Genomic DNA, 13,387 nt, shown 5'->3' with positions numbered 1-13,387 from the left:
CGCTGCACGCAAGTCCCGGCGCCGCTGATCGGCAGCCGCGCCACTGGTACGCAATCGGGTGCCACCCGTGGCGCCGCCGGAGCGCGCGACAGGACAGTCGACGTTCTCCGACTGCCCCGGTGCCGGCGTCTCAGTCCTGAGCCGGCCGCAGCACCGAGGGGCGCAACCGGTGGAAATCCTTGACCCGCAGCGCGCGCAGGGGGCGCAACCGGAAGTGCTCGTCGCCCTCGAGCACGCCGGCCAGGGTCGAGTCGATCAGCACCGTCCCCGGTCGCGCGGCGCCGGTCAATCGTGCCGCGATGTTGACCGCCGAGCCGAACATGTCCCCGAACCGGGCCAGGACCGGGCCCTGCGCCATGCCCACCCGCAGTTCCGGGGCGTCGGGCCGCGAGCTCGACGACTCCTGCAGCGCGAGCGCGATCCGTGCCGCGTCCACCGGGTCTTCTGCGGCGAACATCACCTCGTCGCCCACGGTCTTGATCACCCAGCCCCCACCTTGGGTCACGATGCCCGTCGCGGTCGACTCGAAGTCCTCGAGCAGATCGTTGAGTTCGTCGGCGTCGATCCGGCGGGTCAGGCGGGTGTACCCCACCATGTCGGCGAAGCCGACGACCAGCACCCGGCCCGCCGACTCGCCCCCGGCCCGCACCACGTTGCGTCCGGTCGTCGCGACCAGGTGCCGTCGCCACACGTACAGCTGCAGGTTCTCGGTGAGCGGCAGGACCTGTTGCAGCAGTCCGTCGACGAACGACCGGATCTCCTCCTCGGACGGGGAGGCTCCGGTGTACTCGGTCTCGAGCCGGTCCAGGATGTGGGTGTTCATCAACGTCACCTCCCACTCGGCCAGCCGGGACATGGACTGCCCCAGCGACCGCGCAGCCGCGAGCTCGAGGTCGGGGTGCAGGGCGCCGCTGCCCACGATGGCGTCGATGTTGCGCAGAGCCGCGACGTCACCGTCCGTGAACGTCCGCGCGTCCGGGTCCGGATCCACGGTGAACCCCAGCGCCTGCCAGAGTCGTTGGGCGCGTTCGTAGTCCACCCCGGCCAGGGCGGCGCTCTCCTTCTGGGTGTAGCGGCGTTCGCCACCGAGCAGGGTCCGCTCGAGTTCGGCCTGCACGGCCTGCAGGAGCTCGTTCCCGAGCTCCGGTTGCTCCGACGCGCTCACGTCGCTCCTTCCCGGCCGCCGAAGGTGACCGGCCGACCCAGCATTGCTCACCACGGTTCGGGTGCGCAACGAATTCGCGAGAGTGTCGCACCTGTGTGCGACAGTGATCGCGCCTCCTGCACCCAGCACGAAAGGACGCGCATGCCGCCCCGCAGACGAGCCGGCGCAACCGGCCCGGATCACCTCACCGACGAGCAGCTCGCCGAGCTGACCGCCGCCATCGCGAACGGTCGCCGTGCCACCGTCTATCTCATCGAGGGCATCCCGAGCCTGGGCATCGCGCCGGGCGCCTCGGCCCGGGCGGTGTCGGTGGCGGGCCGCACCGTCACCGTCCGGCCCAAGGGTGTCGACGACGAACTGCCCTTCGAGGCCGAGGAACTGCGCCTGACGAAGGAGCCGGCCCGCAAGACCGCGGATCGACCCGCCCCGCGCTCCACCACTGCGCGCTCCACCCCGCGCACCTCCGCGCAGCCCGCGGCATCGGGGACCTCCCGCGGTCCCGCCCCGAAGAGCTCGTCGTCCCCGGCACCCACGCCCGCCCCGAAGGAGACCCCCGCCGTGCCGCCAACCGCACCCGAACCGCAGACCGGCGCGACCGCGAAGCCCAAGGCGGCGCCGCGCCGGGCCAAGAAGCAGCCGGGGGTGACCGTCACCATCACGATCGATCCGGACCAGGAGTGGACGGTCGGTGTCGCGCAGGGCACCCGACGTCTGAGCAAGGCCAATCCCGTCAGCCCCGACGCCGTCGAGCGCGCCGTGCTCGAACTCGGCGACGAGGCGGCCGTCGAGGCGGTCCGGTCCGTGATCGATGCGGCGCGTCAGGCGGCGGAGGAACGCGTCGCGCAGCTCAGCCGTGAACTCGAGGCGGCCAGAAAGGCGTTGGAGAGCCTGGGGTCGGGTTCGACCGGGTAGGCTGATCGGCTGATGCGGCCGGAACCGGCCGGGCGGGAGGGCTCATGTTCAAGCGCGTTGCGATGGCGATCGTCGCGGGTGTCGCACTGCTGGCAGGTGGAACGGGGGTCGCGGTCGCGGCACCGCCGGTTCCGCTCGGGGGTGGCTCGGGCATCACGCTCGGCAACGGTTCCGAGGACATGTTCGACTGCACGCTCACCACGATCGGCAACGACCGGGCCGGCCGGCTCGTCGGCTTCACCGCCGGACACTGCGGCGGCCCCGGGACGACCGTGAAGTCCGAGACGGACCGCGGGGCCGGGGTCCTCGGCCGGATCGTCGGCACCAACGAGGTGCTCGACTACTCGGTCATCGAGTTCGACCGTAGTCGGGTCGCACCGGTGAACCGGGTCGGCAACGTCACCATCACCGGCGTCGGCACCCCCGTGGGGTTCCCCAACGTGGCCTGCAAGGAGGGCCGCACCACCGGCAACACGTGCGGTGTGGTCTGGGGTGACGTGTTCAATTCCCAGGAGACCTGGACGCAGGTGTGCGTCGTCGAGGGCGACTCCGGCGCGCCGTTGGTCGTCGGCACGACCCTCGTCGCCATGGTCAACGCGTACCTGCTCACCCCGTGCGTCGGCCCGGAGGTCGGCACCAACTTCGTCACTGTCCTCGGGGACGTCGACGCCCGCGGCGGGGTCGGCGCGGGATACCGGCCAATCTGACATACCGGCACGGGCCGACTACGGCACCGACAGCGGCAGCGGCCGGCCGACGAGGCTTCGTCGCGGGGCCGGCAGGGCCGCGGCGATCTGCCGGATCTGCGAGACGGAACGGGTGTGGGGTGCCGCGACCACGGCCGGGACGCCACTGTCGCCCGCTGTGCGCAGGTCGAGGTCGAGGGGCACCTGCCCGAGGAGCGGCGCCCCGATGGCTCGGGCCAGGTGCTCACCCCCTCCGGCGCCGAACAACGGTGTACTCGCGTGGCACGACGAGCACACCAGCGACGACATGTTCTCGACGACGCCGGCAACCGGCATGCGAAGATCACGTGCCATGCGGCCCATCCGTTCGGCAACGGTCCGGGCTGCCGGCTGGGGAGTGGTGACGGCGAGGAGTGCCGCGTCCGGCACGAGTTCGAGCAGCGAGAGTGCCACGTCTCCGGTCCCCGGCGGCAGGTCGACGAGCAGGACGTCGAGCTCACCCCAGTGCACATCGCGCAGAAACTGTTCGATCGCCTTGTGCAGCATGGGTCCGCGCCAGACGACCGGCTCGTCCTCGCGGACGAAGAACCCCACGGACATCAGGGCGACGCCGAAGGCTTCGACCGGCAGCATCGTTCCGTGCAGGGCCACCGGCGCACGGCGCACCCCGAACAGGTGCGGGATGGAGTAGCCCCAGACGTCGGCGTCGAGGATGCCGACCCGCTTGCCCTGCTCGGTCAGCGCCACCGCGAGATTGGCCGTGAGGGTCGACTTGCCGACGCCGCCCTTCCCGGAAGCCACCGCGTACACCCGGGTTGCGGACCCGGGACCGAAGGGGTGAGTGTCCGGCGGTCTCGCGTCGCGCAGGAGGGCGGCGAGCCACCTCCGTTCGGACTCACTCATCGCCGTGAAGACGACGTCGACGCCCGTCACGCCGGCAACCGCCTCGGCGGCAGCGGTGACGTCGGCGGTGAGGGACTCCTTCAGCGGACATGAGGGCGTAGTGAGCCGGACGGTGACCCGGACGCGTCCGGAACGATCGATCACCACCTCGTCGAGCATGCCCGCGTGATCGAGTCCCAGGTGCAACTCGGGATCCTCGACCCGGGCAAGTGCGGCACGCACCTCGGCCACAGAGACCGCCGGGCGATACGTCTTCCGCGACAGCAGGCTCATGCCTCCTCCTCTGCACCGGGTGCGCGGAAGGCACGCCGGCGGGGTTTGACCGGACGCATCAGGAATTCCGGGCGGCGCAGCCCGGACCGGCTCGGACCGCGCCGGGTGTGTGCCATCCAAGCGCGGTAGACCTCGCGGGACCGCCGGGTGTCCACCACCACGTCGCCGTACCGGTCGTCGGCGTGGGCCTTCTCCACGCGCACCTTCTGGTGCCAGCAGTGCATCCCCGAGAGCGGGTCGGGGTGCACGGCGAAGGCGAGGTTCTGATGCACGCCGGGATCGTCCCAGTAGATCCGCTCGCTGTCCGGGTCGTCGCTGCGGAACGGCTGGACACCCTGCTTGTAGCGCAACCGCCAGACCCCGTTTCCGTCGTTGCCGAGATCGACGAGTCCCATGGCCCACCGTGAGCCGGCGTTCTCGGACGTGCGCCAGCGGCCCATGTGGTGCGAGAGTGCGAGGACGCCGGGGCGGATCGACTCGGTGGCCCACACCCGGGCTACGAAGTACCCGATCTCGGTGTTCACCCGGACGAGATCACCCGTGCCGACGCCGAAGCGCGCAGCGTCGGAGGGATTCGTCCACAGCGGGTGCGTGTTGCTGATCTCGTTGAGGTACTTCGCGTTCGCGGAGCGGGTGTGGACCAGGGTGGGCAACCGGAACGTCGGCACGAGCACGATCTCGTTGTTCGCCGGGTCGATCGAGCGATGCCCGACGTGGGACTCGATGTAGCCGGGCGTGGCGTACTCCTCCCACCCGAAGTCGACCATGGTCTCGCTGAACAGTTCGAGTTTGCGGGATGGGGTGAGCCACCCGGCAGTCCTGCTGCCGTCCCCGTGGACGACACCGACCGCACCCGCCTCGCCGACCAGCGGCGGGGTCGAGTCCAGGGTGACGGGTTTGCGTAGCACCCCGTGCTCGTCCGGGGCCGCCCCCTCGGTCTCGGCGGCTGTCAGTGGCCGCTCGTCGAGCCGGTAGGTGTCCTTGGCGACCTCGAACACGCCGTATCTGCGCATGTACTCCAATGGGGTGAGCCCCTGGTCGGCCGCGGCCTTCGGCAGGCCGGGCACGCTGTTCTCGAACACCCACCGGTAGTACTCGTCCACGGTGACCTTCTCTCCGGGCCGGTAAGGGGATTCGAAGAACTTGCGGATGCCGAGGCTGCCGTCGGGGTCGATGCGCCAGGACAACTCGAACCAGAACTCGTTCTCCTCCCACACTTCTCCGGGATTGGACTCGCGGGAGTCGGACACGCTCCGGCCCATCCGCTCGAGCGCCACCCGGGTGACGGGCTGGCGGAATCCGAGCCACTTGCCGGCGTACTGCTCGTAGGACTGGGTGTCGTGCCGCTCGGTGCTGTGCCCCATGGGCAGGACGTAGTCGGCGAAGGTTGCCGTCTCGGACCAGGTGGGGGTGAGTGCGACGTGGCACCCCACGAGCGATTCGTCGGTCAGGGCCTCCAGCCAGCTGAAACCGTCGGGGTTGGTCCACACCGGGTTGTAGACCCGCGAGAAGTACACCGACAGGGTGCCGCGGCCGTCCTGAAGCAGATGCGGCAGCAGGATCGACATCTCGTTGGTCGACAGTGGGAACTCGGCGGGCCAGAGCAACTCGTTCCAGGACTCGTGTCCCTGGGGCGGGTTCGGACCGTGTGCGATGATCTTGTCCCAGCCGTTGGGGCTGGTGCCACCCTTGGTGCCGACACTGCCGGTGAGCACATTGAGGAAGAACAGGGCCCGCGAGACCTGCCACCCACCGAGGTTGCCGGCGGTCGCCGCCCGCCACACGTGCGCCGACAGGGCCGAGCCGGCAGCGGCGACGATCCGGGCGAGCTCGGCGATCTGTTCCTCGGGAACCTGCGCTTCCTGCGCGGCGTAGGCGAAGGTGTATCCCGCGTAGTCCTCGGTCAGCGCGCCGACGAACGCGTCGAAGTCGTCGGCGGGCAGGTCGGAGTGGCGGTGCTTCATGTAGGTGGGCCAGTTCACCCAGCGTCGCAGGAATGCCCGGTCGATGCGGTCGGTGCGGAGCAGGTACGAGGCGACGGACAGCAGGATCGCGGCCTCGCTGCCGGGCCACGGGGCGATCCACAGGTCGGCGTGGGATGCGGTGTTCGACAGTCGCGGATCGAGGACGACGACCTTGGCGCCGCCCTGGACCTTGCCTTCCATGATCCGCTGTGCGTGCGGGTTGAAGTAGTGTCCCGTCTCGAGGTGGCTCGAGATCAGCAGGATGACCTTGGCGTTGGCGTAATCCGGTGAGGGCCGGTCGTATCCGCCCCACAGGGCGTAGCCCAGCCGGGCGCCGGCGGAGCAGATGTTGGTGTGGCTGTTGTGTCCGTCCACCCCCCACGCCAGCAGGAATCGCTCGGCGAAGCCGTCCTCGCCGGGCCGGCCCACGTGGTAGACGACCTCGTTCCGGCGGTCCTCGACGATGGCCGCCCGGATTCGGGCGGCGATGTCGTCGAGGGCTTCGTCCCAGCCGATGCGCTCCCACTGCCCACTGCCGCGCGTACCGACGCGCTTGAGTGGATACAGGATGCGCTCGGGATCCTTGATCTGATTGATCGTCGCGGGTCCCTTAGCGCAGTTGCGTCCGCGTGAGCCCGGATGGGCGGGGTTCCCCTCCAGCCGCTTGACGGACAGGTCGGACTTGTCCACGTACGCGAGCAGGCCGCACGCCGATTCGCAGTTGAAGCATGTGGTGGGCACCAGCATGTACTCGTGCGGCACCTTACGCGGGTGGGCCTTGGCGTCGTATTCGACGTGGTGGTCCCAGTTCTCGACCGGGGGGAAGTTGCGCAGCCGCTCGTGCGTGCGCTGTCCGGGCAGTACCGGCCCGGACGCGGTGTGCTCCGTCTCGGCATTCATCACAGGTTCCCTTCGGATGGGTGGTCGGGTGCCCGGTGGGCCGCTCACGACAGGGGCGGGTCCTGACCCGCCCGGACGAACACCGTTTCGTAAGCCAGCAGCGCGATCTGCACGAGCAGGCCGGCAGCCACCAGGAGGGCGGCACCGGCGGAGCCGTTCCACGACGGGGCGGCCAGCGCGGCCGCCACTGCTGCCGGGGTGATCGCCCCCAGCCGGAACAGCCGGGCGTAGCGGCCGCGGGTGACGATGTGCGCGGCCACGGTCGCCTGCCGGCTCGCATGCCTGCCCGAGTACTCGATGCCCAGCATCAGCAGGTGCAGCACGGTCGAGAGCACGAAGACGCGTACGAGGAAGGCGACCGCTCCGTCGGACAGGCCCGCGAACGGCGCGAGAACGAGCAGCGCCCCGGTCCCGACCATGGTGGCCTGGACCAGCAGGTGCCAGAACAACAGCGGGGACTGCCACAGGTCGCGACCTTCGGCCTGCCCGAAGAGGAACCCGGTGTAGCCGGCGACGAGCGCGCCCGAGGCCAGGGCTGCCCAGGCGAGTGTCGTTGCCGCCCAGTTCCATTCGAGCAGGGCGGCAAGAATCCACAGGGCGGCGACCCCGCCGGAGGCGGCCAGCGCGTACGCGCCCCACACGAGCCACGAGGACCAGTTGGATTCGAGGAAGATGTAGAGGAAACGCTCGGGCCGCTTCAGGTCCCAGATCAGGAGGACTCCGGTGAGCGTCGCGCCCACCATGGCCACCACGGGCGCCGCGTAGTCGCCCAGCCATCCCAGGTCGATGCCGAGAATGTGCGCCAGTCCCGCGACGGCGAGGGCACCGGCGGCGACCGCCTTGGTCCACAGGTAAGTCGTCACGCGCCATCCCCACGGCCGCGGATGGGCCGTGTTCAGCGTGGTGCGCGCCTTGGTCGTGGGGTCTCTGGGTAGGTCGACGGCGATCTCCCGTCGGTGCGCGTCCGGTTCGGCCCAGATGTAGCTGTCGGCGACCGGTGCGGCCAGGGGGTCGAGGACCGCCCGGTCGGCACCGAGGTAGAAGACGTTCGGCCCGGTGTTCTGTTCCGGGGAGCGCACGGCGGTCCGATGCGTGCTGACCAGGGTGGCGATGCCGCTGGCCGGATCGTCGAGGTCGCCCACCCAGATCGAGTGGGTGGGGCACACTACGACGCAGGCCGGCTCCATGCCGTTGTCGACGCGGTGCGCGCACATGTTGCACTTCGCCGCGGTGTGGGTGTCCTGATCGATGTAGATGGCATCGTAGGGGCACGCCTGCATGCAGCTCTTGCAGCCGATGCAGCGCTCGTTGTCGAAATCGACGATCCCGTCGTCGCGTTTGAACAGCGCGCCGGTGGGGCAGATCTTCACGCACGGTGCGTCGGTGCAGTGGTTGCAGCGCATCACCCCGAAAGATCTTGTGGTATGCGGAAATTCTCCGGAGTCGACGTACTTCACCCACGTCCGGAACTGACCGAGCGGCACCTCGTGCTCGGTCTTGCAGGCAACCGTGCACGCGTGGCAGCCGATACAGGTGCGCTGATCGATCGCGAAGCCGTAGCGCACCGTCTCACTTCTTCCGGATGAGGTAACGATGGACGCCGTCTTCGCTGTTGTTCTCCAGCAGTTCGTTTCCTGTGTCGTTCGCCCACGACGGGATGTCGCGTTTCGATCCGCTGTCGGTGGCCTCGACGAGCAGGATCTGCCCGGACCCGAGCTTCCTGATCGCGCGCGAGGCGAGCAGCACGGGCATCGGGCATTTCTGTCCCTTGGCATCGACGACGACGTCGATCTGGTAGTCCACGGTCCGCTCCTGGGTTCGGTCAGATGAAGAGGCTGATACGGGACCTGCTCATGGCGGAGAGTGCGGTGGCGGCGCCGACGGGCTCGCCCACTCCTTCGATGAGCTGGTCGTGGCGAAGACCCAGCAGGTCCATGGTCATCTCGCACGGCCACAGATTCACGCCCAGCTCGGTGCACATCTCGACCAGCTCGGCGGGGTGGGCCACATTCTTCTGGCGCGCAAGTCTTTTCATCATCCAGGGCCCGGCGCCGCCCAGGTGGAGCTTCGACAGTTTCATATGCCGCATTCCCGGCCGGTTCATACCGGCCAGCGCCTTGGTCATCGCGTCGGTGCCGGTGATCCGGACGTCGTCGCGAACCAGGGGGAACAGTCCCCAGAAGGTGAAGAAGATCGTCGTGGACATGCCGTAGGCGGCGCCGGTGGAGCTCAGGATCAGGGTCGGCCACATTCTGTCCAGATCGCCGCTCCAGGCCACGATCGTCATGCTGTCCGGGGCGTCGTCGACGTCACGCTGCGGGTTGTCCGACATGCGCCGGCCCTTTCGTGGTTGCCGGGGGAGGCCTCGTCCGGCCTTCGCGCGGAGTGTTGCTATATGTGATCCAGAACACTACATTCGTGTATGCGCATACCGCAAGATGGCTCGGAGAATCGTCCCACGGGGTGTGCGGACCACCCGCCCGTTTCGTCCCTGGGAGGACACGTGGCCGATATCGTCACCGCCCTGGACCTGTTTCGCGAGCTCCAGGAGGGCACCGTCCCGGAGATCCTCGACATCCGCAGCACCGAGGATTTCCGGGCCGGCAGGATCGAAGGACCCCGGCCCGTGCCCACCCGTCACGTCCCGGTCTACCGCATGATGGAAGAACTCGAAGAACAGGCCGCCGTCACGCGGGCGGGCGCCGTCGTCGTCTGCGGACAGGGCAACGGCTCCGAACTCGTCGCCGAGGAGTTCGAGACGCTGGGCGTGCGCACCCGCTCCCTCGCGGGCGGCACCGAGGCGTGGAACCGGCTTCTCGTTCCCGTCGAGATCACCGGACTGCCGGGCGACGTGCGCATCTGGCAGTTCCAGAGACCGGCGAAGGCGTGCCTGTCGTACCTCGTCGGCGTGCCCGGCGGTCGCGGCCTCGTCGTCGACCCCGCCAGATCGACCGGCTCGTACCTGGAACTCGCTCGGATGCAGGATATTTCGATCGCGCATGTCGTGGACACCCACGTGCATGCGGACCATGTCAGCGGTGGCCCCGCACTGGCAGCCCGACTCGATGCCGAGTACCACCTGCCGCCGGAGGATGCCGGCGGCACCGTCCCGTTCCCCAATCGGCCGCTGATCGACGGCGACGAACTCGAGCTGGGGTCGACTGTCGTCCGGGCCATGACGATGCACCTGCCGGGCCACACCCCCGGCACGACGGCACTTCTGGTCAGCGATTCGGTCCTGCTCGTCGGGGACACCGTCTTCGTCCGAGGGCTCGGCCGGCCCGATCTGACCGGCCGGGCCGAGGAACTGGCGCGCGATCTGTTCCGCAGCGTGCACGACAGGCTGCGGCCCCTCGACCCACGAACGACGATCGCCCCGGCCCACTGGTCGAGCAGCGACGAGATCAACGCCGAAGGACTGGTCGTCACCACGTTGGAGGACGTCTTCACCGCCACCCTGCTGAACGAGCACGCCGTCGAACGCTTCGTCGAGCAGATCGTGAACTCGCTGCCCGCCGCCCCGCACACCTACGAGACGATCCGTCGCGTGAATTCCGGACAACTCACCCCCGCCGACGACGAACTCGAGGTCCTCGACGTGGGCCGCAACCAGTGTGCGGCAGCCACCTCGCTGAAGGCCGCCCATTGAGGGGCACGGCCCCGACGGCGCCGTCGTGTGCCGGGCCGGCGTGATCCGGGGCGCCGCTGCCGCGCACTTATAATCGGCATCCGACGCTCGGAGGGGTGATGGAACAGGACATCGCGGCACAGTTGCAGGAACTCCACGCCCGAGTCTGCAAGGCCATTGCCGACCCCAAGCGACTGCTCATCATCAACGAACTCCGGGACGGCGAACTCAGCGTGGGTGACCTGTGCGAGGCGCTGGGCTTCAGTCAGTCCAACGCCAGCCAGCATCTGTCCGTTCTCCGCGAGCGCGGGATCGTGAACGCGCGACGCTCCGGCAACAACGTCTTCTACTCGCTGCGCAGCCGGAAGATTGTGCAGGCGGTGGATCTGCTGCGGGAATTCCTGGCCGAGGACCTGGCCGACCAAGCGATGCTGCGGCGCGCCATCGACAGCCGGGAAGTCGACCTCGGACTCGATCTGTAGAGGGTCGTCGCGAAAGGCCGACCCGCCACCGCCCCGACGGAACCGCAACTCGGTTCAGCCGCAGACCGCCCCGCCCGACGCCGACCCGACGAGCTTCGTGTACTTGGCCAGCACCCCGCGGGTGTACCGGGGAGGCAGCGGTTCCCACCCCTGCCGGCGGGACGCGAGTTCGTCCTCGTCGACCAGCACGTCCAGGGTGCCGTTCGCGACGTCCAGTCGGATCGGGTCGCCGTCGCGGACGAACGCGATCGGACCGCCGTCCACGGCTTCCGGCGCCACGTGCCCGACGCACAGTCCCGTCGTGCCGCCGGAGAACCGGCCGTCGGTGAGCAGCAGCACGTCCTTCCCGAGCCCGGCGCCCTTGATCGCGCCGGTGATGGCGAGCATCTCCCGCATTCCCGGCCCGCCCTTCGGGCCTTCGTACCGGATCACCACCACGTCGCCCGCCGTGATCGTGCCGTCCTCGAGGGCATCCATCGCCGCCCGCTCGCGCTCGAAGACCCGGGCGGTGCCCTCGAATACCGACTCGTCGAATCCGGCGGACTTCACCACCGCCCCGCCCGGCGCGAGACTGCCCTTCAAGATCGTGATGCCACCCGTGGGATGGATGGGCTCGCCCAGTGCGCGCAGCACCTTGCCGTCCGGATCGGGCGGGGCGATCTCGGCCAGGTTCTCGGCGACGGTCCGCCCCGTGACGGTGAGGCAGTCGCCGTGCAGCAGGCCCGCGTCGAGCAGGGCCTTCATGATCACCGGGACTCCGCCGATGTGGTCGACATCCTTCATCACGTGCCGGCCGAACGGCTTGACGTCGGCCAGATGCGGAACCCGGGCACCGATGCGGGAGAAGTCGTCCAGCGTCAGCTCGACCCGCGCCTCGTGCGCGATCGCCAGCAGATGCAACACCGCGTTGGTCGACCCGCCGAACGCCATCACGACGGCGATCGCGTTCTCGAATGCCTCCTTGGTGAGGATGTCGGAGGCGGTGATGCCGCGGCGCAGCAGGTTCACCACGGCCTGGCCGCTGCGGCGGGCGTATCCGTCGCGACGGCGGTCCGTCGCCGGCGGGGCCGCGCTGCCCGGCAGCGACATACCGAGCGCCTCGGCTGCGCTCGCCATCGTGTTCGCCGTGTACATGCCGCCACACGCGCCCTCGCCGGGGCAGATGGCCCGCTCGATCGCGTCGACGTCCTCCCGGCTCATCAGTCCCCGGGCGCATGCGCCGACCGCTTCGAAGGCGTCGATGATCGTCACGTCGCGTTCGGAGCCGTCGGACAGCTTCGCGACGCCCGGCAGGATCGATCCCGCATAGAGGAAGACGGCCGCGAGGTCGAGACGCGCGGCGGCCATCAGCATCCCGGGCAGGGACTTGTCGCATCCGGCGAGCAGCACCGACCCGTCGAGCCGTTCCGCCTGCATGACGGTCTCCACGCTGTCGGCGATCACCTCGCGTGAGACGAGCGAGAAGTGCATCCCCTCGTGGCCCATCGAGATGCCGTCGGAGACGGAGATCGTGCCGAACTCGAGCGGGTAGCCGCCGGCGGCGTGCACGCCGTCCTTGACCGCCTGCGCCAGCCGATCCAGCGACAGGTTGCACGGGGTGATCTCGTTCCACGACGAGGCCACCCCGATCTGCGGCTTGTCCCAGTCGTCGTCGCCCATGCCGACGGCGCGGAGCATGCCGCGCGCGGCGGTCTTCTCCAGTCCGTCGGTGACGTCGCGGCTGCGCGGCTTGACGTCCGGCTCGGTCACACTGCTCGCCTCCGGCTCGGTCACACTGCTCGCCTCCGGCTCGGTCACACTGCTCGCCTCCGGCTCGGTCACACTGCTCGCCTCCGGCTCGGGTGTCATCGCGCTGCTCCCCGCGGGTCGCGTCCGGTCAGCGCGAGCAACCGGTCCTGCAGGGGCGCGTCGTCCGGCATCGGGACGGGCGGCGCGAACAGCCCGCTCGCGCCCAGCATGTCGCGCTGCGGTTGCAGGTCCTCCCACACCGCCGCCACCAGATCGGGGTCGAGGGTTTCGTCGGCGCCCACGGCCCGTGCCAGATCCCAGGTGTGGATCGCGATGTCGCTCACCTGCTGTCGCAGGTAGTCCCGCGCGGGGACCACCCCGTACGACAGGTGCACCTGTCTGTCCGGATCGGTGGACGCCCACGCGACGGACGCGTCGACCGCGTGCCGGTCCCACTCGGCCGGCAGGTCGTCGCCGAGGGGGAGGAGATCGGCCTCCGCCTCGGCGATCGTCTTCCCGGCGAGGAGGGGCGGCACCCACCGTTGCTCGTCCACCACGTGCCGGACCAGCGTGGCGACGTCCCATTCGGTGTCGGGGGTGGGGGCGGACCAGTCGGTGACCGCCGAGAGCCGGTTCTCGAAACCCTGCCGGGCGATGCGCTGCAATTCGAGCCAGTCGTACGACATGGACTCAGCGTAGGCGGGTGGTGGCGACGGCACCGGGTTTCCCGGACGTGCGCCGGATGC

General features: G+C 69.5%; 12 protein-coding genes. 4 read left to right on the top strand and 8 right to left on the bottom strand.

Features of this window, described 5'->3' with window-relative positions:
• Positions 1–130: 130 nt before the first annotated feature.
• Positions 131–1,165 carry an adenylate/guanylate cyclase domain-containing protein gene (locus AC2IPW_RS22160; RefSeq protein WP_003934871.1) on the bottom strand — a complete coding sequence of 345 codons (1,035 nt, stop codon included), beginning with the start codon at positions 1,163–1,165 and terminating at the stop codon, positions 131–133.
• Positions 1,166–1,306: 141 nt separating this feature from the next.
• On the opposite strand from AC2IPW_RS22160, the gene AC2IPW_RS22155 reads away from it, so the two are divergent.
• Together AC2IPW_RS22155 and AC2IPW_RS22150 are read left to right on the top strand one after the other, a co-directional pair.
• Entirely contained in the window at positions 1,307–2,077 is a 771-nt protein-coding gene (locus AC2IPW_RS22155; protein ID WP_003934870.1) for a DUF6319 family protein, read from the top strand.
• A 44-nt stretch (positions 2,078–2,121) separates the two neighbouring features.
• Positions 2,122–2,784: a chymotrypsin family serine protease gene (locus AC2IPW_RS22150; RefSeq protein ID WP_416062003.1), complete on the top strand. Its 663-nt coding sequence runs from the start codon at positions 2,122–2,124 to the stop codon at positions 2,782–2,784.
• Between the two features lie 18 nt (positions 2,785–2,802).
• Here the strand turns inward: AC2IPW_RS22150 and AC2IPW_RS22145 are convergent, their stop codons facing one another.
• The 5 genes from AC2IPW_RS22145 to AC2IPW_RS22125 are packed head-to-tail and all read right to left on the bottom strand — an operon-like array spanning position 2,803 to position 9,135.
• Positions 2,803–3,939, bottom strand: coding sequence for an Mrp/NBP35 family ATP-binding protein (locus tag AC2IPW_RS22145; RefSeq protein ID WP_486375699.1), 1,137 nt, complete (start codon positions 3,937–3,939; stop codon positions 2,803–2,805).
• The gene (locus AC2IPW_RS22140; RefSeq protein WP_486375698.1) at positions 3,936–6,803 is read right to left on the bottom strand and encodes a molybdopterin-dependent oxidoreductase; all 2,868 of its coding nucleotides are present in this window, start codon (positions 6,801–6,803) and stop codon (positions 3,936–3,938) included. Before AC2IPW_RS22140 ends, AC2IPW_RS22145 begins: the two co-directional genes overlap by 4 nt.
• A gap of 44 nt (positions 6,804–6,847) precedes the next feature.
• Positions 6,848–8,368, bottom strand: a complete 1,521-nt coding sequence (locus AC2IPW_RS22135) for a 4Fe-4S dicluster domain-containing protein (RefSeq protein WP_486375697.1) — start codon at positions 8,366–8,368, stop codon at positions 6,848–6,850.
• Positions 8,369–8,372: 4 nt separating this feature from the next.
• Positions 8,373–8,606, bottom strand: coding sequence for a sulfurtransferase TusA family protein (locus AC2IPW_RS22130; protein WP_486375696.1), 234 nt, complete (start codon positions 8,604–8,606; stop codon positions 8,373–8,375).
• A 19-nt stretch (positions 8,607–8,625) separates the two neighbouring features.
• Positions 8,626–9,135, bottom strand: a complete 510-nt coding sequence (locus tag AC2IPW_RS22125) for a DsrE/DsrF/DrsH-like family protein (protein WP_054373774.1) — start codon at positions 9,133–9,135, stop codon at positions 8,626–8,628.
• 171 nt (positions 9,136–9,306) lie between these two features.
• On the opposite strand from AC2IPW_RS22125, the gene AC2IPW_RS22120 reads away from it, so the two are divergent.
• A complete protein-coding gene (locus tag AC2IPW_RS22120) occupies positions 9,307–10,452 on the top strand; it encodes an MBL fold metallo-hydrolase (protein WP_486375695.1) in 1,146 nt (381 codons plus the stop codon).
• 98 nt (positions 10,453–10,550) lie between these two features.
• Positions 10,551–10,913, top strand: a complete 363-nt coding sequence (locus AC2IPW_RS22115) for an ArsR/SmtB family transcription factor (protein WP_054373779.1) — start codon at positions 10,551–10,553, stop codon at positions 10,911–10,913.
• A gap of 54 nt (positions 10,914–10,967) precedes the next feature.
• Here the strand turns inward: AC2IPW_RS22115 and ilvD are convergent, their stop codons facing one another.
• Entirely contained in the window at positions 10,968–12,662 is a 1,695-nt protein-coding gene (gene ilvD / locus AC2IPW_RS22110; RefSeq protein ID WP_193788793.1) for a dihydroxy-acid dehydratase, read from the bottom strand.
• Positions 12,663–12,757: 95 nt separating this feature from the next.
• Positions 12,758–13,327 (bottom strand): TIGR03086 family metal-binding protein, encoded by a 570-nt coding sequence (locus AC2IPW_RS22105; protein WP_003934867.1) that lies wholly within the window; start codon positions 13,325–13,327, stop codon positions 12,758–12,760.
• Positions 13,328–13,387: the final 60 nt, after the last annotated feature.

It is taken from the genome of Rhodococcus sp. NS-SX18 (genome assembly GCF_057367935.1).
The sequence above is the reverse complement of the archived record's forward strand: the minus strand, read 5'-3'. Positions and strand labels throughout refer to the sequence as shown.

Excerpts from the sequence above, each read along its gene's own strand:
- AC2IPW_RS22155 (WP_003934870.1), top strand. The coding sequence starts at position 1,307 with ATGCCGCCCCGCAGACGAGCCGGCGCAACCGGCCCGGATCACCTCACC.
- AC2IPW_RS22150 (WP_416062003.1), top strand. The coding sequence starts at position 2,122 with ATGTTCAAGCGCGTTGCGATGGCGATCGTCGCGGGTGTCGCACTGCTG.
- AC2IPW_RS22145 (WP_486375699.1), bottom strand. The coding sequence starts at position 3,939 with ATGAGCCTGCTGTCGCGGAAGACGTATCGCCCGGCGGTCTCTGTGGCC.
- AC2IPW_RS22140 (WP_486375698.1), bottom strand. The coding sequence starts at position 6,803 with ATGAATGCCGAGACGGAGCACACCGCGTCCGGGCCGGTACTGCCCGGA.
- AC2IPW_RS22125 (WP_054373774.1), bottom strand. The coding sequence starts at position 9,135 with ATGTCGGACAACCCGCAGCGTGACGTCGACGACGCCCCGGACAGCATG.
- AC2IPW_RS22115 (WP_054373779.1), top strand. The coding sequence starts at position 10,551 with ATGGAACAGGACATCGCGGCACAGTTGCAGGAACTCCACGCCCGAGTC.
- AC2IPW_RS22105 (WP_003934867.1), bottom strand. The coding sequence starts at position 13,327 with ATGTCGTACGACTGGCTCGAATTGCAGCGCATCGCCCGGCAGGGTTTC.